The organism is Natrinema sp. LJW11, from assembly GCF_056135975.1.
This window is the reverse complement of record NZ_JBWBDM010000005.1, coordinates 158,398-180,250: the sequence shown is the minus strand read 5'-3', so window position 1 is coordinate 180,250 and position 21,853 is coordinate 158,398. Positions and strand designations below refer to the sequence as shown.

At 60.5% G+C, this 21,853-nt stretch carries 18 protein-coding genes; 10 read left to right on the top strand and 8 right to left on the bottom strand.

Translation table 11 applies throughout. The features are described 5' to 3' along the window. Positions 1 to 34 precede the first annotated feature (34 nt). The 3 genes from AC0QDI_RS15055 (at position 35) to AC0QDI_RS15045 (ending at position 3,565) form a co-directional block, all read left to right on the top strand. Positions 35 to 1,048, top strand: coding sequence for a TIGR04024 family LLM class F420-dependent oxidoreductase (locus AC0QDI_RS15055; RefSeq protein WP_474669545.1), 1,014 nt, complete (start codon positions 35 to 37; stop codon positions 1,046 to 1,048). A 234-nt stretch (positions 1,049 to 1,282) separates the two neighbouring features. Beyond that, positions 1,283 to 2,299, top strand: coding sequence for a TIGR03617 family F420-dependent LLM class oxidoreductase (locus AC0QDI_RS15050; RefSeq protein WP_474669543.1), 1,017 nt, complete (start codon positions 1,283 to 1,285; stop codon positions 2,297 to 2,299). 189 nt (positions 2,300 to 2,488) lie between these two features. Beyond that, positions 2,489 to 3,565, top strand: coding sequence for an ABC transporter substrate-binding protein (locus tag AC0QDI_RS15045; protein WP_474669541.1), 1,077 nt, complete (start codon positions 2,489 to 2,491; stop codon positions 3,563 to 3,565). 94 nt (positions 3,566 to 3,659) lie between these two features. Here AC0QDI_RS15045 and AC0QDI_RS15040 read toward each other — a convergent pair whose 3' ends face one another. The 3 genes from AC0QDI_RS15040 to AC0QDI_RS15030 are packed head-to-tail and all read right to left on the bottom strand — an operon-like array spanning position 3,660 to position 6,222. After that, a complete protein-coding gene (locus AC0QDI_RS15040) occupies positions 3,660 to 4,817 on the bottom strand; it encodes a thiolase family protein (protein ID WP_474669539.1) in 1,158 nt (385 codons plus the stop codon). Next, positions 4,814 to 5,233, bottom strand: a complete 420-nt coding sequence (locus AC0QDI_RS15035; protein WP_474669537.1) for a Zn-ribbon domain-containing OB-fold protein — start codon at positions 5,231 to 5,233, stop codon at positions 4,814 to 4,816. Before AC0QDI_RS15035 ends, AC0QDI_RS15040 begins: the two co-directional genes overlap by 4 nt. Then, positions 5,230 to 6,222, bottom strand: a complete 993-nt coding sequence (locus AC0QDI_RS15030) for a hypothetical protein (RefSeq protein WP_474669535.1) — start codon at positions 6,220 to 6,222, stop codon at positions 5,230 to 5,232. Before AC0QDI_RS15030 ends, AC0QDI_RS15035 begins: the two co-directional genes overlap by 4 nt. Before the next feature lie 496 nt (positions 6,223 to 6,718). Here AC0QDI_RS15030 and AC0QDI_RS15025 point away from each other — a divergent pair, with 496 nt between their 5' ends. Further along, positions 6,719 to 7,510, top strand: a complete 792-nt coding sequence (locus tag AC0QDI_RS15025; RefSeq protein WP_474669533.1) for an enoyl-CoA hydratase/isomerase family protein — start codon at positions 6,719 to 6,721, stop codon at positions 7,508 to 7,510. A 143-nt stretch (positions 7,511 to 7,653) separates the two neighbouring features. On the opposite strand, the gene AC0QDI_RS15020 is transcribed toward AC0QDI_RS15025, so the two are convergent. Further along, a complete protein-coding gene (locus AC0QDI_RS15020) occupies positions 7,654 to 8,604 on the bottom strand; it encodes an ABC transporter substrate-binding protein (RefSeq protein ID WP_474669531.1) in 951 nt (316 codons plus the stop codon). 503 nt (positions 8,605 to 9,107) lie between these two features. Here AC0QDI_RS15020 and AC0QDI_RS15015 point away from each other — a divergent pair. Continuing rightward, positions 9,108 to 9,878, top strand: coding sequence for an SDR family NAD(P)-dependent oxidoreductase (locus AC0QDI_RS15015; protein ID WP_474669529.1), 771 nt, complete (start codon positions 9,108 to 9,110; stop codon positions 9,876 to 9,878). Positions 9,879 to 10,017: 139 nt separating this feature from the next. Here AC0QDI_RS15015 and AC0QDI_RS15010 read toward each other — a convergent pair whose 3' ends face one another. Next, positions 10,018 to 11,196: a CaiB/BaiF CoA transferase family protein gene (locus AC0QDI_RS15010; protein WP_474669528.1), complete on the bottom strand. Its 1,179-nt coding sequence runs from the start codon at positions 11,194 to 11,196 to the stop codon at positions 10,018 to 10,020. Between the two features lie 341 nt (positions 11,197 to 11,537). On the opposite strand from AC0QDI_RS15010, the gene AC0QDI_RS15005 reads away from it, so the two are divergent. The 5 genes from AC0QDI_RS15005 (at position 11,538) to AC0QDI_RS14985 (ending at position 16,959) form a co-directional block, all read left to right on the top strand. Further along, positions 11,538 to 12,791 carry an acyl-CoA dehydrogenase family protein gene (locus tag AC0QDI_RS15005; protein ID WP_474669527.1) on the top strand — a complete coding sequence of 418 codons (1,254 nt, stop codon included), beginning with the start codon at positions 11,538 to 11,540 and terminating at the stop codon, positions 12,789 to 12,791. Positions 12,792 to 13,138: 347 nt separating this feature from the next. Further along, positions 13,139 to 13,930, top strand: a complete 792-nt coding sequence (locus AC0QDI_RS15000; RefSeq protein WP_474669526.1) for an enoyl-CoA hydratase/isomerase family protein — start codon at positions 13,139 to 13,141, stop codon at positions 13,928 to 13,930. 364 nt (positions 13,931 to 14,294) lie between these two features. Then, a complete protein-coding gene (locus tag AC0QDI_RS14995; RefSeq protein ID WP_474669524.1) occupies positions 14,295 to 15,347 on the top strand; it encodes an ABC transporter ATP-binding protein in 1,053 nt (350 codons plus the stop codon). Positions 15,348 to 15,472: 125 nt separating this feature from the next. Continuing rightward, complete coding sequence (locus AC0QDI_RS14990; protein WP_474669522.1) at positions 15,473 to 16,192, top strand: ABC transporter permease; 720 nt, start codon at positions 15,473 to 15,475, stop codon at positions 16,190 to 16,192. Further along, on the top strand, positions 16,189 to 16,959 hold the full coding sequence (locus AC0QDI_RS14985) for an ABC transporter permease (RefSeq protein ID WP_474669520.1): 771 nt from the start codon (positions 16,189 to 16,191) through the stop codon (positions 16,957 to 16,959). Before AC0QDI_RS14990 ends, AC0QDI_RS14985 begins: the two co-directional genes overlap by 4 nt. 201 nt (positions 16,960 to 17,160) lie before the next feature. On the opposite strand, the gene AC0QDI_RS14980 is transcribed toward AC0QDI_RS14985, so the two are convergent. The 3 genes from AC0QDI_RS14980 to AC0QDI_RS14970 all read right to left on the bottom strand — a co-directional run bounded on the left by AC0QDI_RS14980 (position 17,161) and on the right by AC0QDI_RS14970 (position 21,851). Further along, the gene (locus AC0QDI_RS14980; RefSeq protein WP_474669518.1) at positions 17,161 to 18,177 is read right to left on the bottom strand and encodes an alcohol dehydrogenase catalytic domain-containing protein; all 1,017 of its coding nucleotides are present in this window, start codon (positions 18,175 to 18,177) and stop codon (positions 17,161 to 17,163) included. Between the two features lie 134 nt (positions 18,178 to 18,311). Continuing rightward, on the bottom strand, positions 18,312 to 19,559 hold the full coding sequence (locus AC0QDI_RS14975; protein WP_474669516.1) for an acyl-CoA dehydrogenase family protein: 1,248 nt from the start codon (positions 19,557 to 19,559) through the stop codon (positions 18,312 to 18,314). 660 nt (positions 19,560 to 20,219) lie between these two features. After that, entirely contained in the window at positions 20,220 to 21,851 is a 1,632-nt protein-coding gene (locus tag AC0QDI_RS14970; RefSeq protein WP_474669514.1) for an acetate--CoA ligase, read from the bottom strand. Positions 21,852 to 21,853 lie beyond the last annotated feature (2 nt).

Genomic DNA, 21,853 nt, shown 5'->3' with positions numbered 1-21,853 from the left:
AATATTTAATGGAGACTGTCTCGTTACAGCGACCATGTCAAACAGCGTCGAAGTCGACCTGACACTGTCGCCCGGGCGCCACGACACGCTAGACGAGTTGGCCGCCGTCGCTCAGCGGGCCGAAACACTCGGCTTCGAAACCCTGAGTTTCGGGGAGGTAACGGGATGGGATAGCATCGCCCTGCTTACGATACTCGCCGACCGAACCGACGACATCCGCATTTCCGACGAGGTGATCGGACCGTACTCCAGATCGCCGAGCCAGATCGCACAGGCCGCTGGATCGGTACAGACGCACGCAGACGGTCGGTTTCGGCTGGGGCTCGGAACCAGCTCGCCGGCCATCGTCGAGGGGTGGCACGGGCTCGATTTCGACCGGCCGTTACGGAGGCTACGGGAAACGATCGAAATCGTCGACACGGCGACTGCCGGTGAGAGCGTCGACTACGACGGCGAGATATTCGAACTCGATGGCATGTCCCTCGAGCTACCCACTCCGATAGAGATACCGATCGACGTCGCCGCGCTCGGCCCGAAAGGCGTGGAACTCGCGGGGCGGTTCGCGGACGGGTGGGTTCCGCAGCTGTTTACGCCGGACGGACTCGAACGGCGGATGGAGGACCTCCGTCGAGGCGCAGAGATGGCCGATCGGGATCCCGAATCGCTGCGTACCTCGATTCTACTCCGCGCGTGTGCGCTCGAGGACGGTGATCGGGCACGAGCTCTCGGTCGACGACACGTCGCGTTCATGATATCCGTCTACGGACCGTTCTATCGTCGGTCGATCGCGGAGCAGGGATATCAGGAGATGGTCGAAGAGGTACGGAGCCGCTGGTTCGATGGTGATCGCGAGGCGGCCATGGAGGCCATCGATGCGGACGTTCTCGACGGACTCGTCGCTTGCGGGACGCCCGAAGAGGTAAACGCAGTCATCGACGATTTCGCCGCTGTCCGCGGGTGCGACGCCGTTCGAATCGGCTGGCTCGGTCCGGCAGAAGACGATGCGATCGAATCGACCATGGAGGCCGTTGCGCCGTTCAACCGGTGAGACGGTCCGTCCACGCGGCATAAATCGTAACGACGAGGAAGACGCGGGCCGGAACTCCCGACAGCAAAGTGTTTCCGTCGTCGATTACGCGTCGTGACGGACACGACTCGGATCGTCGAGCCGATGCGAGAATACGAACCCGCTACGATTTCCCGGCCGCTTCACGTCCCGAAGCGGGCTCAGTCGCTGACAGCGGTACTATTAACTGTGTGTCGGTAGTCACATCAGTCGGAAATGACTGACATCAAAATTGACACGAGTGTCAAGGGGTTATCGGCGGAATCAGCGGAGTTGGCCAGCCAAGCCGAAGACTTCGGCTTCGACGGGGTTTTTACGCCCGAAACTGACGAAGACCCTTTCCTTCCGCTCCCGCTCGTAGCCGAGAGAACTGAGAACGTAAATATTGGAACGCGGATCGCGACCGCGTTTACGCGATCACCGATGGTGATGGCGTACATGGCCTGGGATCTACAGCGGTTCTCCGACGGGCAAATGATACTCGGCCTCGGAACCCAGGTCAAAGGACACAACGAACGGCGGTTTTCGGTCGATTTCGACTGGGAAAAACCGGGACCGCGGCTCCGTGAAGAAGTCCTCGCACTTCGCCACATTTTCGACGTCTTCCAGGGTAACGAAGACGAGCTCGATTTCGATGGCGAATTCTATCAGTTCTCGCTGATGACCGAGGAATTCAATCCCGGCCCCCTCGAGTCGGGACCGCCGGATATCTGGGTGGCGGGAGTAAACGAGTACATGCTCAAGATGGCGGGCGACGTCGCCGACGGGCTCTGCATGCACGCGTTCAACACGCCGAAGTACACCGAGGAAGTCATCAAGCCGCTGATCGAGACGGGCGCCGAAATCGGCGACCGCGACCCCGATGACGTAACGCTGTCCGCGAGCCCCTTCCTGATTACCGGCGAAACCGAAGACGAACGGGAAGCGATGAGACGGGAGGCGAAACAACGGATCGCGTTTTACGGGTCGACCAGGACGTACCACGATGTCTTGGAGATCCACGGCTGGAAAAATGTCGGAATGGAACTCCACGAGCTCTCGAAAGACGGCCAGTGGGAGGAAATGACCGAACTCGTTACTGACGACATGGTCGACGCGTTCGCGATCGAGGCCCCACCGGACGAGCTCGCGGACGAAATCCTCGACAAGTACGGCGGCATCGCGGACCGAATCCAGTTGGCCTTCGACGGAAGCGAGTACTGGAACGAAGTTCTCACGGAACTGAAGTCCTGACTCGATAGAGTGAGGTCCCCCGTCGTCCGTGCGGACGACACCGGGACGGGGAATCGGCCCGGCGGCCCGGCGTTACGCTCCCGCGAAATCGCTTGCACACCGATTACTGACGCCGGCAGCCGCGTCTCTCATGAATTCTATTGGTATGCGCCATAACATTTATACCCGGTCCTGAAAACTAGGCTGACTATGGTACACGCTAACCAGCAACGACCAGTATCACGGCGACGAGTACTACAATCGGGCGCAGTCGTCAGCGGGATGGCAGTCACGGGCTGTCTCGGTGGCGGCGGCGAAAACACGCTTACCTACATCAGTCGCGGCGGGGTCACTCAGGAAGCCGAACGACAAGTGATGGATCAGTGGGCCGAAGAAAACGGAAAGCAAATCACGCATCAGTCGGCCGCTGACGATACCGAAATACTGGAACTCATATCGAACAATCCAGGAGCGTTCGATTTCACTAACCTGGTCCCGTCCGCGTTCGCCCAGCATTCGCTCCTCTACGACGAAGAGTTGTTCGCTGAACTGGACTACGGGGAGGTCCCGAATTACGACAACATGAAAGAGTCCTGGAAGAACGCGCCGTTCCTCGAGGGACATGACTACGGCCTCTTCTACTTCAACAATTCACAGGGAATCGCATACAACACGGAGCACGTGGAGCCGACGTCGTGGGAAGACCTGCAGGGATCGGAGTACAACGACGTCCTCTCGATGCACAATAACGCCATCGCCAGGTTCTGCAACAATTGCGCGATGATGGAAATTTCCCCATCGGAAGCGATTAGCGACGACGAAATGTTCCAGAGCGTCTGGGACGAACAGCGGAATTTCCACGACAACATCTTTAAATACTGGGCCGCTGGCGACGAGTTCCCCCGTCTGTTACGGGAAGAGCAAGCACACGCCGTCGAAGGCTGGGGCGGCCGTACGGAAAACCTGATCGATGACGGGCTCCCGATGGACTACATCATCCCCGAGGAGGGGTGCCTCACCTATTCGACGGGATGGACCATCATCGATGAAAGCGATAATAAAGACGATGTGTACGACCTCCTCAATTTCATGTATGAACGCGAGAACGCAGTCGAACTGACGCTCGGGCATGGATATCCCGTTCAGCTCAAAGACCCACCGGAGGAGATCACGAACCGGTACGATTACACCGAATCCGCCGACGACGTGATCTGGCTCGATTGGGAAAGTATCATTCCGGCAATATCTGATCTCGAGCAGGCGTTCGCGGAACTGAAGGGGGAGTAAGGACGGCGTCTCGGTTTTACGCACCCAAACAGTGCGCCAGGAACGGTACCCGCGAGGCCCACTGTCGCCGGCGAATAAAAATAGGTTACAGCAGCTATCGCTCGAGGATGTTCACACAGGAGACGGCGCCGGTGGCGTTGCGCCCGATGCCGATGTTGTGTTGCATGCCGACTTCGGCGTCGGGAACCTGAACGTCGCCCGCTTCTCCACGGAGCTGCTCGAATATTTCGGCGATCTGTGCGACGCCGGTCGCGCCGATCGGATGCCCTTTCGACAGCAGGCCGCCGGAGGGGTTGATCGGTTGTTCCCCGTCCAAGCGGGGGATGCCCTCGTCGATGTGCGAACCGCCTTCCCCTTGGTCACAGAATCCGAGGTCCTCGTAGGTGATGAGCTCCGTAATCGAGAAGCAGTCGTGGACCTCGGCGACGTCGATGTCGTCGGGGCCGTACCCGGAGCGTTCGTAGGCCTTACTGGAGGCGTGTCTGGAGGCGGGGAAGTTCGTCAATGCGAGATCCTCACCGCGCTGGAACGAATCGGTGGAGAGTCCGTAGCCCGCGACTCGTACCGGCGCATCGGTGAACTCGCGGGCGCGGTCGTCGTTCGCGATGAGGACGGCGCAGGCCCCATCAGTTACCGGACAGCAATCGTATAGGTTCAGCGGATACGACACGGTCGGTGACTCCTTGACGTCGTCGACGGAACACTCGAACTGCTGGTGGGCGTGTGGGTATTTCGTTCCGTTCTCGTGGTTCTTCACCGACACCGACGCGATCTGTTCGCGGGTCGTGTCGTACTGATCCATGTGACGGGTCGCACGCATACCGAAGAACGCCGGCATCGTTACGCCGCGCCCCCGCCAGAGCCGTTCGAGTGCCGCCCCGCCGATGAGGCCCTCCGTCGAGTCCAGCATCTTTTCGGCCCCGATCACGAGCGCAACGTCGATGTCCTCGGCCTTGATCGCCTGAACGGCGTTTCGAAACGCATCGCTCCCGGTGGCACAGGCATTGACGATGTGCGTTGCAGGCGTTTCGAAAAGCCCCGTCGCGTGTGCGACTGCGGCGCCGGACGCCCCTTCGTTTGCGATGTCCAGCGTACCGTACCAGACGCCGTCGATATCGTTCGTCGGATCGACCCCGTAATCGACGCTCTCGACGAGATCGAGGTACGCGCCCTCGAGCAAGTCATCGAACGACCAGTCGTACTTCTCCCCGAAGTCGATGATACCGGCACCGACGACGTGTGCATCAGTCATCGTTTCTCCTCCCTCGGAACCGAGAATTTAAAGGAATTGATCGGTCGATCGCCCTCGTCGAAGAGTTCCCGAAACCGAACGTCGACCGTACAACCGACCGAAATTTCGTCGAGTTCGGTTTCGGTCAACAGGCCGTAGACGCGAGTCGGTTCGCCGTCACCGTCGGTCTGTGGGATATCGATGATCGCAAGCGGTTGCGGAACCTCGATATCGTCCGGAAGATACTCCTGCACAACGAACGTCTTGACCGTCCCGGACGACGAGAGATCCACGTCCCGAAACTCCGCCGGTGCGTCTCCACACCGCTTGCAGATTCGTTTCTCGTCCGGGAACGAAACGAAACCACAGGCTTGACACTCGAAGCCGACCAGTCGTTGATCCTGCCGCCTCGTCCGGTGATAGCGAGGTCCGCTCATGTATTCGGCACCCCCTGATACTCGTATCGCTCCCGTGAGTTCACGTGTTTCATGTATGATACGTACTCCTTCGTTTCGATCTGGTCCGAAACGGACAGGCCGGGCCGTTCGTCGGGCGCATCGACGGTGAGACGAAACGCGTCCGCACCGCCCTGTCCGTACGCGATAGCGACGAGGGAATCTCCCGACTCGGTCGATTCCAGCGCGTGTGCTACGTCCAGCAACAACGTCGCCGTGCCGGCGTACCCCACCTCGTTAAACGTCGAGAGCCGTTCCGCGTCGACGGACTGAAGCGCCGTTTGAACGAACCGATACCCCGGTGCACTGACGACTGCGTACTCGGGATCGACGTCGGTTTCGGTTCGTTCGAGCGCCGTCGTCACGGCCGGTTGAACGCCGTGACGGCGCTCGAACCGGGCGTCCCCCCGTTCGGCGGACTGCCCGTGTTCGCGGTGCCGCTCGAGAAAACCAGTCGTCGCCTGCCCGACCGAATCGATCGTCGCGGCCGGATCGTCGCTACGCGGACGAAGGACGAGCGCTCCGGCACCGGCCCCCATCGTCTCCTCGTCGTCGTCTCCGGGTTCGACCGGCATGATGTCTGCCGCGGCGACGACGACCGGCTTCTCGGTGGCACGCACGTACTGTCTGGCCGTCTCGAGCGCGTCCGCGGCCGCTCGCGTGGTTCCCCGGAAATCCCCGGTTCTGCTGTCGGTCGGAGCGCCGACCCTGTATGCGAGTTGCGCGGCGATGCCGTGTTCCGCGAAGAAATCGCTGACGCTCGCAGCGAAAACGGCCCCGATATCGTCGGCGTCGACGCCCGCACGCTCGAGGGCGGACGTCGTGGCCTCGCTGGCCATCGTAATGTGGTTTTCGTCGCGGGATGGAACAGCGCTTTCGCCCCGTCCGCTGCCGCCGTGTTGGGCCGCTATTTCGCTTCGGTCGATCCGATACAACGGGACGTACCCGGCTGCGGCATCAATAGCGACCATCGGTATCAGCTCCAGTTGGTTCTCCCATGATATTGCGTGTCACGATACGATCGATTTCACAATAAATATGCGGGTACCAGTGACACCGTCCGTGACGAATCGGGATCGGCCCCCCTCGCTGGCTGACGGTCGTTTTCGATCCGAGTACGGGCCGACCCGGTCGGCTCATGGCGGGTCAGGGACACGCGCAAATCGACCGATTCGCTCCGGTCAAATCAGTCGTCACTCTCCTTCCTATAACACCCTAAGTTGGTTATTTTCTGCCGAGAAATCGGTCACGGTGTGGAGAGACACGCTGTCGCTTTCTTGTGACACGTTACCGGACATCATCCTGGTCGGCCAGCGATGCGACGACGGCCGTGTTCCGGAGGGAGGACGGCCTCGCGCGGACGCCGCGATTCGGGCCGATTTCGGTGTGCTGAGTCCTCTTTGCCCCGGCCGAGTGACTTTCACCCATCGGAAAACCTATTTGAGTCGGCCCTGAACCGTCGTGTGTATGGCGGAAACATTTGACACGACTGAGGTCGAGTTCAACGAAGACACCGGTATCGGACATCTCACGCTGAATCGCCCGGACGCGCTCAACGCGCTCAGCGGCCAGCTCCAGGAGGACATCGTCGAGGGACTGCGCGTACTCGAGGCCGAGAACGAAAAACGGGGCGAAATCGCGCTTCGAGCGGTCGTCATCGAAGGGGCCGGGGGTAACTTCTGTGCCGGCGCGGACATCGGCGAATTCAGCGAGTCCAGCCCCGGAGACAGTTCCGGACGCGCCCATTACGACTTCATCATGGACTTCCCGACGCCGGTGATCGCCAAGATAACCGGCTACTGCCTCGGCGGCGGCCTCGAAACCGCGATGTCGTGTGACTTCCGGTTCGCCGCAGCGGACGCCAAGCTCGGGCTTCCGGAAGTCGATCTCGGCATCATCCCCGGTGCCGGCGGCGTCCAGTTCATCAGCGAACTGGCGAACCCCGCCGCGGCGAAGGAGATCGCCATGACCGGGGACCACATCAGTGCCGCTCGAGCGGAGGAACTGGGAATCGTGAATCGAGTCCCCGACGACATCGACGCCGAGACGCAGGAGTTCGCCGAGAAAATAGCATCCAAGCCGCCGCTGGCGATCCAGGCGATCAAGGAGTCCGCTTCCGTGGCCACCCAGACGGGGCTTCGCGAGGGCCGACAGTACGACCGTCGCCTGTTCGAGCCGCTGCTCGAAACGGAAGACCACAAGGAAGGCGCCAAAGCGTTCGCCGAAGACGACTACGAACCCGAATTCACCGGCAGATAACGTTCGGCTCGAGCGGCTTACCGGCTCCGACTTCGGTTTCTATTCGTTCGAATATCGCAACCGTGTAGTTCTAAGGGTGAACGAACGCCCCCGAATGAGAGGTGACGCGACGGCTTTCACCGCCGTACCGCACGCGATGCGATTTACGATCCGCGGATCTCGTTGAACGCCTGTGATATCTTATCGTTGTGTGGCAGGACCTGAGACCAATCGATCCAGACGAGGTTGTCAGGGTGATCGGTGTAATCGGGCAAGGACGTGACCTCCTCGGGCGGATCCGATATCGGTACCGGATAATCGATCTGAACCGAGAGGTCGACGAGGTTTTCCCGTTGGTACACCCAATCCAGAAGATCGTGTACCATCTCTTTGTTCTCGCTGGCCTCGGGAATGGCGTACCCCTCGCTGTGGGTGACGGCCCCTTCCTCCGGGATGAAGTACTCGATCGGAACGTCGTCGGCCTGTAACGAGGCGACGCGGCCACCCCACGCCGAGGAGATGTGTGCCTGTTCTTCGCGGAGGAACTGCATCTGCTGGTCGCCCGACGTCCAGTACTGGAACACGTTCTGGTGTTGGTCCTCGACTTTTCCGGCGATCGCATCGAAGACGGCATCGTCTCCGATCTGGTTGACATCTTCGCCCGCAGCTGCAGCGGCGTTCGCGAACCGCACCGATGGGGTCGCGTGTAGCGAAATCGAGTCCTCGTATTCGCTTTGCTCGATCTCGTCCCACGAACTGAACTCGTCTACCAGCTCAGTGTTGTATGCCAACCCCTGAGACGAGATGTATCGGAACAGACCGTCACTGTGCCCCTCGAGGAACGGAACGTTGTGCCACGCTTCGGGCAGGTTATCGTAGTTCGGAATTTCCCCGTAATCCAGGTCGGCGAGCAGTTTTTCATCCTGTCCTCGGAATCGGATGAACCCGCCCGACGAGGGGTTGCAGAGGTCGATTCCGCCCGGATTCTCCGACACGACGTTTACCATTTCCGTGTCGTCCGCGACGGACGTGTGTTGGACCGTGACGTCGTTTTCGTCCTCCCAGTCACTGATAACGTTCCTGAACGCCTCCTGCGTTACGCCGCCTCGTCCCAAGTACTGCAGGGTATCGCCACTGGTTCCCAGACAGCCGGCGATTCCGAGACCCGTAGCGACGATACCGGTCTGAAGTACACGACGACGTGTTGGTGAATGCCTAGCATGCTCCCGCATACCAACCCAATAGAGACTCCCATGCATATTATTTTCGGTCAAGTCGCAGATTTCGAGGAGGGAGCGAGAGCCTAAACTGCGTTGGGGACGCTGCCGGCTCGAATCTGACTCTCCTCGTTGAAACGACGAGATCGGCACGAAACGTGATTTACGCACGTAACTTCGGGTACGGGTGATCCAATCTGTCCGGTTTCCGGGCCAGACGAACGACGCACACAGTTGTGGTATTCGCCGACGCTGAACAGCCGGAGCCCGTTCGATGGGCGCGGCACAATGAGAGGGAAGCAACGATGAGGAATAATTTTATAAAACATGGGAGATAATCCCACCGGTGTGACTGCAATTCACACGAAGAGACACGGGCGGAACCGTTCGGAGCGATCGAAATGACGACGTCGCAGTTCAGCGTCGACGACAGAACGGCCATCGTGACCGGGTCCTCGAGCGGAATCGGGAGATCGATCGTCGAACGGTTCGCGGACGACGGGGCGAACGTGGTCGTTACGTCCCGGGAGTTAGACAACGTCGAGCCGGTCGCGGACGAGATCAACGAGAGCGATTCGGACGGCCGGGCTATCGCAGTGGAGTGCGACGTTCGAGACCGTGCTTCGGTCGAGGCGCTCGTGGAAACGACGGTGGACGAATTCGGCGGCCTCGACGTCCTCGTCAACAACGCCGGTGCGAGCTTTCAGGCCGATCCGGCGGATATCAGCGAAAACGGATGGAAAACGATCGTCGATATAAACCTGCACGGAACGTTCCACTGCTCCCAGGTCGCCTACGAACACATGCAGGACGACGGCGGTCGCATTATCAACATCGCGAGCGTCGCTGGCCAGCGCGGCTCGAGGCGCATGAGCCATTACGGCGCGGCCAAAGCGGCCGTCATCAACTACACCACGTCCGTCGCCTCGGACTGGTGTCAAGACGATGTCCGGGTGAACTGCATCGCTCCCGGTCTGGTCGCGACGGCGGGCGTCCGTTCCCAGATGGGAATCGACGGTGACGCGAACGCCATCGACCGCGAATCGGCGGACCGGTCGATCGGTCGACCGGAAGAAGTCGCCGATCTCGCGCAGTTCTTGGCGAGTCCGGCGTCGTCCTACATCATCGGCGAAACGGTAACGATAAAGGGGGCTCCCCGTCTCGAAGAGTAGGGCCGCATCGGAGCGACTTCTTTCGGCGCAATAGCGACTCGAGCGGCGCTTTCCGCCCGAGACCGAGAGGCGATCGAAACCGACTGGTCACGGGACGGAACGAACGAATACGTTGAACCCGTATCGAGCGTGGGGACGGTTAGTACCGAACGACCCCCGCTTGCCGCAGTTCCTCGAGTTTCTCGGCGGTGTATCCGACGGCCGATAGCAGGGATTCCGTGTGTTCCCCTTGGTCCGCAAGGGCTTCGCCCGCTCCCGCCGCCATCTCGGTCGAGCGAGCGGGGAAGCCGATCCGCGGTGGGGCATCGTCGGGGCGTTCGATCATATCGCGCGCGTCGAACTGCGGGTGGTCGACCATCTCCGCGGGACTGTAAACGCCGCCGACTGCCGCGTCCACGTCCCCGAGCGCGTCCTCCCATTCGGCACGCGTCCGTTCCGCGAACAGCGCTTCCAGTTCGGCCCTGACCGTCGCGAACGAATCGGGATCGTGTTCATCCTGGGCATCGATGAGGTGCTCCTTTCCGACTGCCTCACAGAACGCTCGCCAGAACTTCGGCTCGAGCGCTGCGATGGTGACCCATTCGCCGTCGGCCGTTTCGTAGCTGTCGTACCACGGGAACTGGCCCGACAGATGGGTGTTTCCCGGCCGCGGTTCTTCGGGGTCGCCGGTCAGCGCCTGATACGCGATCGACTGGGAGAACGACGCGACGACATCGCTCATCGCGACGTCGATGTACTCTCCGCCGGTATTCCCGAGCTCTCGCGATAACAGGGCTTCGGTGATCGCGAACGCGGAAAACAGCCCGCCGCTCATGTCACCGATCGGGTAGCCGGGCATCTGTGGCTTGTCGGACGGCGACTCGCGGGTCATGTCGAGTAACCCGGCCAGTGCGACGTAGTTGAGGTCGTGGCCCGCGCGGTCGGCCCAGGGTCCCTCCTGTCCGTAACCCGTCAGCGAACAGTAGATCAGTTCGTCGTTGTACGATCGAAGCGTCTCGTAATCGATCCCCAGCCGCTCGACCACGCCGGGTCTGAACTGTTCGAACACGACGTCGGCGGTTTCGACCAGTTGATAGAAGGCCTCGGTTCCCTCCTCCGACTTGAGATCGAGCGAGACGCTCTTCTTGCCCCGGTTTACCATCTCGAAAATGGCACCGACGTCCCGTTCCGAACGCGGTTCGCTGTGCCGAGCGTAGTCGCCAGCACCGGTGTCTTCGACTTTGATCACCTCGGCACCGGAGTCCGCGAGTAGTTGCGTCGCATACGGACCGGGTAGCAGTCGAGTCAAATCGAGTATTCGGACGCCGTCGAGTCGCATAGTACGAGATGTATGTACCAGCACTTCAAAATAGGGTTTTGCGCCGAGGAGGGATCGGAATCGCGTCCGGGCCTTGACCCCCGCCGGGTGACGGCGATACCGGCCCTCGAGAGAAACGAGGCGGGAGACGCACGTCTCGATAGTACGGGACCGGGCGTTCCCCGTCGAAAGGGCGAGCGGACCGCTCAGGACACGACGGTCGCGGCCCGCTGCGGTGCGATATCGAGCGAGAGTTGGGACGCCTCGTGCCCTCGATGGGCCCCGGCCGCTCGTCTCGAGGGAGACGACACCGAAGAGAGAATGAGCCATAGTTTTACATTGATATGCCCGAATCCCATGGTATGGAGTATCACGACTCCGACACAGCGATGGAAGTAGCCGATCGGGTCGAATCGTTTATGGACGAAGTCGTTATTCCCCGCGAACGGGAAGCGCTACGGACCGGCGAAGACATCACGAGAGACGAGATCGAGGAACTGTGGGAGATGGCGAAGGAGCGGGACCTGTTCGCCCCGCAAATGCCGGAAAAATACGGCGGGCAAGGACTGGACTTCCAGGACATGCTGCCGTCGTTCGAGCAGGTCGGCCGATCGCTCATCGGTGCGCGCTCGATTCGGGCGAACGCGCCACACGAGGGGAACATGCACACCCTGGAGATGGTCGGGACCGAGCAACAGAAAGAGGAATGGCTGCGACCGCTGGTACAGGGTGAGCTCTCGTCGGCATTTTCGATGACTGAGCCCATGCAAGGAGGGGGATCGGACCCGAAGATGCTCCAGACGACCGCGCAAAAAGACGGTGACGAGTGGGTGATAAACGGGCACAAATGGTGGACGTCGGACGGCGTGGACGCTGACTTCTTGCTCGTGATGGCACGGACGGATCTGGACGCGCATCCGTACGAAGGGACGTCGATCATTCTGGTTCCCACCGACGTAGACGGCGTCAACATCGTCCGAAACGTCGGCCACCTCGGCGGGCACGGGATAACCGAACTGGCGGGCGGACACGCGGAGGTCAAGTACGAAAACGTCCGCGTTCCGGTCGAAAACACGGTCGGAAACGAGGGAGGGGGCTTCAAAGTAGCGCAGATGCGTCTCGGTGGTGGAAGGCTCACACACTGTATGCGGTACTCCGGAATGGCCGAGCGATCCCTGGACATCGCAAAGGCCTACATTAGCGAGCGGGCGGCGTTTGGCTCCGACCTCTCGGAGAAGCAGTCGCTCCGGCATCGAATCGCGGACGCCGAGACGCGGCTTCACGCCGCGAGAACGATGGTTCGACATGCGGCGCGGGAACTCGACCGGAGCGAGGCGCGGACGGAAGTCGCGATGTCAAAGAACTTCACGGCGAACGTGACGAACGATATAATCGACCTCGCCGTCCAGTGTTGTGGCGGGAACGGGATCGGGAAGGATCTGCCGCTGGCACACTTCTACGAGAACGTTCGGCCGTTCCGTATCGTCGACGGCCCGGACGAGGTACATCGACGATCCATCGCCCGCGTCGCGTTCGACGATATCAAAACGGAAGAGATGGAGAACGTGCTTCGGTTCGACGAGGATCGTCGGATCGATGCGCTCGACGAGTCGTAACCGACGACTTCGACGCTGAGAGGAGTGCAGTTACCACTGAAACGATTTATACGCAGATCGCCACACCGTCTGTGATCGTATTGCGGTCTATGATGATTTGCAACGGTTACCAGAGCCGCGGCTCTGGCTCGAACACATCGCTTTCGTACCAGTCTCGAGGGCGTCCGTGTCCCGGCGGGGCCGTGACCTGAGCAACCTGATCTGCTTGGCCCCGTCGACCCGTCAGTAAGGGTCCGCGTGGATACCACCGGTTGCTTTCGCAGACGCTCGACGGGAGCGACCGACCGCCGTAGTGTCTGTGGATGCGAAACCATAAGACGATTCATGGATAATGGTAACACGAATCTATGAGAGATTTCGATAATTTCAACGTCGACGTAACGGACGACGGAATCGCTACACTCGCGATCGATAGTCAATCGGCGATGAACTCCCTTAGCGACGGGATGACTGAAGAGTTACTGTGGCTCGCGACCGAACTCGACGAAGACGACTCGATTCGGTGTCTCGTCCTCCGGGGATCCGACGGCGTCTTCTGTGCTGGCGGAAACATTTCGTCCTTTGAGGAGGACTCGAGCGCTGCCGGGAGACTTCGACGCGGCGCCTCCATGATAAACGACGTCGCCGTCCAGTTGAAACGCGGTGAAACACCGCTGATAACCGGAATCGACGGGCCAGCCGTCGGAGCCGGATTCAGTATCGCGCTGCTGGGCGACATCACGTTGATGCACGAGGACGCGTATTTACAGTTCGGCTATTCCAGAATCGGTCTGACCGGTGACGGTTCCGCGACGTTTTACCTCCCACACCACGTTGGTCTGCAGGAGGCGAAACGAATCGCGTTACTCAACCAGAAGATCTCTCCAGCGGAAGCAGCGGACATCGGTCTCGTCACGGAGGTCGCTACCGACGACGAATTCGAAGAGCGACTCACGGAACTCGGCGAAACGATCGCTGCCGGTCCGACGAAAGCGCTCGGCAAAATCTCTCGAATGCTGGAGGAATCGTATGCACGCCAGTTACCCGATCAACTGGCCGAGGAAACGGAACAAATCGCGAACGCGTCGAAGACGGCTGATTACGTCGAAGGGGTAACGGCGTTTAAGGAGAAACGCGACCCTTCGTTCGAAGGGCAGTGAGCCGAATCGAGCGTCCGGGACGAGCGGGAAATACACGAATTACACGCATGAGCGCCGACCGCGATCGACGTGTCGCCAGTCGGTGGGACGAGCCGTCGAAGCGGACGATACCCGCGCGAGACCCGTCGATTCTGCCAGACCGAATATCGAATCGCGCGATCCGGGACTCGGGTAGAATAACATACACAATGATTAATAGAGGGGATGAACTATAGGGGGCCATGTGGATGACAACCACGATAACACCCCACACAGAAAGGAAAGACGGGAGCGGTCGGACGGTGAAGACGGGTAGTCGAACGGAGACGACGAAAGGAACGGCAACTGCGACCGGCGTAGAAAGCGTACGCACACTCCAAGACCCATGCTAGAAGTAAAAAATCTAACAAAGTACTACGGCGATCTGCTCGCAGTCGACGACGTGTCCTTCCGAATCGAGGAGGGTGAATTTGCCACGCTGCTCGGACCGAGCGGCTGTGGGAAAAGTACGACGCTCCACATGATCGCGGGGCTTATCGAAGCTACCTCGGGAACAGTACACCTACGCGGGAGCGACGTATCAGATACGGAACCGTACAACCGGAATATCGGGCTCGTGTTTCAGCACTCGGCGTTGTTCCCCCATATGACCGTCGAGGAAAACCTCCGATACGGGCTCAAGATGCAGGGGTTCGACGGCGATCACGACGATCAGATCGCCAAGCACCTCGAGATGGTACAGATGACGGACCACGCGGACCACAAGCCAGGCGAACTCAGTGGCGGGCAACAGCGCCGGATATCGTTTGCACGAGCGCTCGTGTACGAACCGGATATCCTGTTGCTCGACGAACCGCTTACCGGCCTCGACCGAGTCCTTCGCGAGGAGATGCGAAACGAAATCCGGGAGATTCAACAAGAGGTCGATGTCACGACCCTCTCGGTCACGCACGATCAGTCCGAAGCGCTGTCGATGTCGGACAAAGTTATCGTGATGAACGAAGGGCGGAAAGAACAGGCCGGCACGCCCCAGCAGTTGTACGAAGAGCCGGAGACTCAGTTCGTCGCCGAATTCCTCGGTCAGTCGACGAAATTCGAAGGGACGGTCGCCACGAACGACCCGCCCACGGTCCGGGCTTCGAACCAGGAAATCCAACTCGCCGCCGACGTCGACGCGGACAGCCTCGACGGCGATTCGGTGTCATTGTACGTACGGCCGGAAAAAATCAATCTCAGTGCGGCCGAGAAGGCAAACGGAACCAGCAACACGTTCGTGGGGACAGTCTCCCACGTCGAGTACCTCGGCCATCGGGCCGAACTCGAGGTGACGCTGGACGACGAAACGACCGTCACTGCCTTCGGCAACGCAACGGAAGAGTACGCGGTCGGTGACGACATCGCGATCCAGTTCGATCCGGAGGGGGTGACCGTCGTATGAGATTCGGAATTGTGACACTTCCGGACTTCTCCACCCCTGAATGGGTTCGCGGTCGATCGTCCCCGAAACTCCTCGTCGGGCTCGGACTCGGCTGGCTCACGCTGTTCTTTATCGCACCGGTGATCGTGCTATTCGTCGAGAGTCTCAACTTCGGCGGCGACCTCTTCGTCAATTACAGAGACGCTCTGAGCGGCGTCTATTTAGAAACGCTCATCCGGACGCTCTACTACGCGCTGATCACGACGGTCGTGTGTCTGGTCCTCGGCTACACGATAGCGTACTACATCGCGTTCAAAGCGAAGCGTCAGTTCGCCATGCTCGCGTTAGTGCTGTTGCCGCTGTGGATTGCGATTATTATTCGATACTTCGGCGTCTCACTGTTTTTCCTCCCGACGGGTCCAGTCCAGCAGCTATTCGGGACCGATTTCGGAGTGTTGTTCAGTACGCAAGGCGTCGTCATCGGTCTGGTTAGCGCATTACTGCCATTCGCAATCTTGCCGATGTACAATTCGATACAGTCGATCGACGACGAATTGATTTACGCCTCGGAGGTTCTCGGTGCGACACCGTTGTATACGCTACGGACGGTTATCATTCCGCTCAGTCTCTCCGGTGTCGTCGCCGCTGCGCTGTTCGTGTACATTCTCGCGGCCGGATCGTATTTGGCGCCGGCACTGCTCGGAGGGCCATCCGACTTCATGATGGCGAACGTGATCGAGCAAACGTTCACGTACGACCTCGACCTCGCCGCGACGATGTCTGTGGTGTTCACCGTTACGCTTCTTATTCTGATCGGCCTGTTCAACCATTACGCCAATATCTCGGAGGTGCTCAGCGACCTATGATGAACCGACTGAGACGGCTGTCGTTCTATCCGTTCTTACTGGTCGTCTATGCGATACTGTTAGTTCCGGTTGTCGTCGTCATCGCGACCTCGTTTACCGTTCAGTCGTCCCCCACGCTGCCGACTAACGGCGTCACGCTGGAGTGGTACAACACTCTCTTCCAGAACTTCCGACTTCGAAACGCGATGGTCGTCAGCGTGATCGTCGCGACGGCGACGGCTATCCTCTCCGGCACTATCGGAACGATCACGGCGTTCGGATTCGTCCGAAGCGACATCCGAGCCAAAGAGACGCTCGCGACGATCATGCTACTTCCGCTCATGATTTCGCCGGTAATCACCGGGGTCGCGTTCCTGCGGTTCAGCAGCCACCTCTCGATCCCTCGCGGGTTCCCTCGGATCGTGATCGCGCACTCGGTTCTCGCGCTCCCGTTCGTTTTCCTCATCGTTCGGTCCCGCTTACTAACGTTCGATGAGCGGCTCGAGGACGCATCGATGATCCTGGGGGCCAATAAATGGGAGACGACGGTCAACGTCACCCTTCCCGTCATCGGTCCCGCGCTGTTAGCCGGCATGCTGATGGGGTTCGTCATCTCGTTCGGAGAGTTCACTGCGACGCAGTTTCTCATCACTCCACAGACGACGACGGTCCCGATCATTATCTTCAATCAGATTCAGACGGGACTCAGTCCGGAGGTCAGTGCCCTCGCAACGACGCTCGTCGCCGTGATGATCGTCGTCAGCGTCATCGGCGATCGATTGGGATGACTCCGGACTCCGCCGACTCCCTCTCACGACGGATTTCCGATTCATCGACCGTGGTTATTTCTACCGCGACCGACGAATCGGACCGCCGAACGGCCACGAAACGTCGTCCTGACCCGTCGTATCAGTCCTCGGCACGATGAGAGAAGCCCTACGGACGGCGCGGTAGAACAGATTTAGGGCGGGCGGAAAAAGACGGGGTGTTCACGTAGACGGGTCGACGACGAGTTTGCCGACGGCGTCCCGGTCGACCATGTCGGCGAACGCTTGATCCGTGTCCTCGAGCGGGTAACGTCGGTAGATCTCCGGTTCGAGTCGGCCGTCGGCAACGAGGGTGACGAGCCGTTCGAGATCCGTTTGAGTTCCCATGGTGCTCCCGATGACCCGCTTCTGATTGAGAAAGAGATCCCCTAACTCGAACGTCGACGTGGGACCTGCCGTCTGGCCGCAGATCGCCATTCGGCCCCCGCGACGTAAGACGTTGAGACCGACCGCCGAATACGCGCCACCGAGGTGATTGACCGTTACGTCGACCCGGCCCGTCTCGAGCACCGTTTCCCGAATCGCATCCGGATCGCCGGACTCGATGAGCCGGTCAGCGCCGAGCGCGTCCACACGGTCGAGTTTCTCCCGCGACGTCGAGGTCGCGATCGTACGAGCGCCCAGTATGTCCGCGAGTTGGATCGACGCGACGCCGACGCCGCCGGTCGCTCCGGGGACGAAGACCGTATCACCCGGCCCGACGTTTGCCTCCGTGAGCATTCGGAACGCCGTCATGTAGGCTGTGGGTAGCGCCGCGGCCGCCGTCGTCGCGACCGCCTCCGGCAGCGGTAGTAGCCGATCGGCCTGCACTGCAGCGTACTCCGCGAGCCCACCGTGATAGAGGCCGAACGCTTCGCAGTAACTTTCAGGTCCGTCGCGACAGTACCGACAGGAGCCACAAGTTCGGTTGGGACAGAGGAGAACGCGGTCCCCGGGCGCGACGGCTTCGACCTGACCGCCGACCGAAGACACGGTGCCCGCGACGTCGATTCCCGCAACGTACGGTAAGTCCTCTTCACCGACCCAGTGGTCCCCCTGGAGGACCCACAGGTCGTGGTGATTTATCGAACACGCCTCGACCTCGATGACGGCCTCTGCGGGGCCCGGTTCCGGGTCGGGAGCAGACTCGATCGCCACGCGTTCCGGACCACCGAATCCAGTGATCGCTGCAGTGCGCATGACGGTTTGCTTGAACGCCGGCAGCATATATCTACCGTTCATCCGAGTGGCCCCGCCAACTTCAGCCGTCGCGTCCACTCGAGCCGTGTCGAACGCCGACGGAGAGAAGCGGCGAGTCGAACGCGCCGACCGAGCTATATGATGTCGAAGAGGTGGCCGGCGACCCGACGCTTCTGGATCTCTTCGGCGCCTTCCGTTATGCGGTACCGGCGGTGATGGCGGTAGATATGTTCGAACGGTTTGTGTCTGCTGTACCCGACACCGCCGTGGACTTGCATCGCTTGATCGGCTGCCCGGCAAACGAGGTTATTCGCCGTGTAGTTACACATGGCGACCAACTGACTGATCGAGGAGCCGGATTCGGTAATCATCTCGCCTTCGTCGTCGAGTGCCGCTGCCGTTTTTCGAACCGTGTTTCGCAACATTTCAGCCTCGGTGTGTAACTCGGCGAGCGGGAACTGGATCGCCTGACGGTTCGCCAGGGGTTCACCCCACGTCTTCCGCTCCTTGGCGTACTCGACTGCCTCGTCGATACAGAACTGCGCCGCACCGAGACTGGCGGCCGCCTGCCGGATACGGCTCTCGTGAACGAAGCGCTGCGCCACGTGGAGGCCTTTCCCTTCTTCACCGATGATTGCCGAATCCGGGACGCGGACGTCGTCGATCGACACTTCCGCGTGGTCCGTCGGCATGTTGAACGTCCACCAGTAGTAGTCAACTTCGAACCCGTCCGCGTCCGTCGGGGTCAGAAACGCCGTGATGCCGTCGCCGTCGCCGTCCTCACCGCTGGTCCGGGCGAATACGAGATCGTAATCCGCCGCGTGCATCCCGCTGTTCCAGCGTTTCGCGCCGTCGATCACCCATTCGTCACCGTCCTTCTCGGCCGTGGTGTCCATCCAGGTCGCATCGGATCCGTGGTCGGGCTCGGTGAGACCGAACGCGACCCTCGTTTCACCGGCGATCACGTCCTCGATCATCTCCTGTTGTTCGTCGGTCCCGAACCGATCGAGGATCTGTGGGAACTGGTGATTGCCGACGACCGACGCTTCGGTCTGCAAAACGTTGTGGAGCCCCGGCCCCTTGTGAGCGAGATGTTCGCGAATGATCGCCATGCCGAGGTTCGATCCGTCCATTCCACCCATCCTCTCGGGAAGCGCATAGCGATAATATCCCGCCTCGTCGGCTCGAGCTCGCATCTCCTCGAGCACCGCCTCCCACTCCGCCTCCGGCACACCGTCTTCCTCCCAGTTCGTCCGGGCGTATTCCCGACGCTTGTCGAAATACTGGATGTGCTCTTCCTCGAGGGGTTCGATTTCCGTTTCGATAAACTCATCGAGTTCATCGAGCAAGGCCGCTACGTCTTCGGGTGGACGAGTGTCCATGGTATATAGTCACAGTTCCAACTCAAATAACTTCTCCCGAAGGAATACAGTTCGGATGTCGACACTCGATGCCGGTCGGATAGCGCCGCGACGATAGCGGAATCGGGATCCAGAGGGGCATGCTAGCTGATCTCGAGTCGATATACGGGGCCGCAGGCGAACTCCCGTCACTACTGTCTACAGAACCCCTCGGAGCCACAACACGAACGGAACTGGACGAGAACGAGAGTATCGAACGTCACATAACACACTAAGTCCGTTATAACAGAATTCGACGAAAGATCGTGGTACTGATTAACAACCAGTTGCGTTCGTGTCGCACAATCCGGTCCGGCGAGGACTGAATGAAACGCGTTTCCCGTCGATTACGCTCGATCCAACCGGGACACGTCCGCTTCCATGGCCGGATCACGCGGAAGGTATACGCCCCTGACAGCGAGAGCGTCCGATACCCGTTCCGACGATCGGTCTCCGACGTGAGAACAGTCCGACTGCCAAGAAGCGCAATGACACCTCGAACTCGAGTCCCCAGTGAGGTCACCGGGCCCTGCGGTGTGGGGCCGGCAGAGAGCGCTCGGTTCACCCGCAGCCGACTGCGCAAACGCTTCACCGTCGCGGGGTCGCGTCCCCGTATCGGCACCGGGTCGGGTACCCGCGATGTCAGTCTTCGAGGGCGGCCCGCTTTATTTTCCCGCTCGCCGTCTTCGGTAACTCTTCGATAAACGCTATTTCGCGGGGATACTCGTGTTTCGACAGTTCGGAGCGAGCGAACTCCTGAATCTCCTCGCCGAGTTCGTCGTCGGGACTGTACTCGTCGACCAGCGTAACGTACGCTTTGACGACGTTACCGCGCGTATCGTGATCAGCGCCAACGACGGCCGCCTCCTCGACCGCGGGGTGGTTGAGCAACGTGTCTTCGACCTCGCCGGGGCCGATACGGTATCCGGCCGAGATGATGACGTTGTCCGCTCGGCTGACGTACCAGTAGTAGCCGTCCTCGTCTTCCCTGGCCAGATCGCCCGTCCGAAGCCACGGCCCGGTGAAGGTGTCGAGCGTCGCCTCGGGCCGACCCCAGTAGGAACCCTGGGCGGTTTCGTCGCGTTTGACCGCGACCTCACCGACCTCGCCTTGGTCGACCTCGTCGCCGTCGTCGTCCAGCAGGGCCACCTCCGTTCCGGGGAGGGGTTTCCCCATGCTCCCCGGCTTCACCTCCCAGTCCTCGAAGGCGTAATTGCAAACGATCATCCCGCCTTCGGTCAGGCCGTACGCGTCCTGAGGCGGTGCGCCGAGTCCGTTTTCACACCAGGCGACCGTCTCCTCGTCGAGCGACTCGCCCGCGGAGATCAACACGCGGAGATCGATGTCGTACGACTCGAGATCGATACCGCCCGCGCGGGCCTGACGAAGGGCCGTCGGCGGAATCATCGCGTTGTCGACGTCCCACTCCTCGAGCGTCTCGAAGAAGGTGTGCGGATCGAACTGACCGCGATAGCACCCGATCGCCGTTCCGCGAACGCCGGACATGACCGTCCCCATATTGAGCCCGTACGACCAGGACGGAGAGGCGGCGACCAGATAGACGTCGTCGGGGCGAACGTCGGCCACGTACTCCGCGTACGCGTGGAGTTCGACCACCCCTCGATGGCTACTCAACACGCCTTTCGGTGCACCGGTCGTGCCGGACGTGTACGTCAACGTGTACGGATCGTTGGGGTGGGTCTCGACGCTGTCGAACGCGTCGGAGTGGTCGGCGACTGCGTCGTATCCGTCCACCGTCGTTTCGCCGTCGACCGCACCGTCGCCCCCGCCGTCGACGGTGACGACTCGCTCGAGCGTCGAGATCGTTCCGTCGAGATCCTCGCAGCCGTCGGTCGTGGTAAACAGGACCGCAGCTCCGGAGTCTTTGAGGCGGTAGTTGAGCGCGTCCGGACCGAACATGGGCGCAAGCGGGAGGTAGATCCGGCCGGCTTTGATCGTCCCGAAGACGACGGCATACAGTTCGAACCGCGTCGGGAGCATCGCGCCGATCCGATCTCCGCGATCGGTCTGTGACTCGAGGTAGTTGCTCACTCGGTTCGCCGCGGCGTCGAGTTCGGCGAAGGTGTAGCGTTCGGTCTCGCCGGTGCCGAAGTCCCGAATTCGCAGCCCCGTTTCGTCCGAATCGGCGTGGCGACCCAGCGCCTCGTCCGCGATATTGAGCGACGATTTATCACCGACGTGGACGTTCTCGTCCCAGCTCCGCTCTTTCTCGTACTGGTCGAACACCGCTTCGTACACACTCTCGTATGTCATAT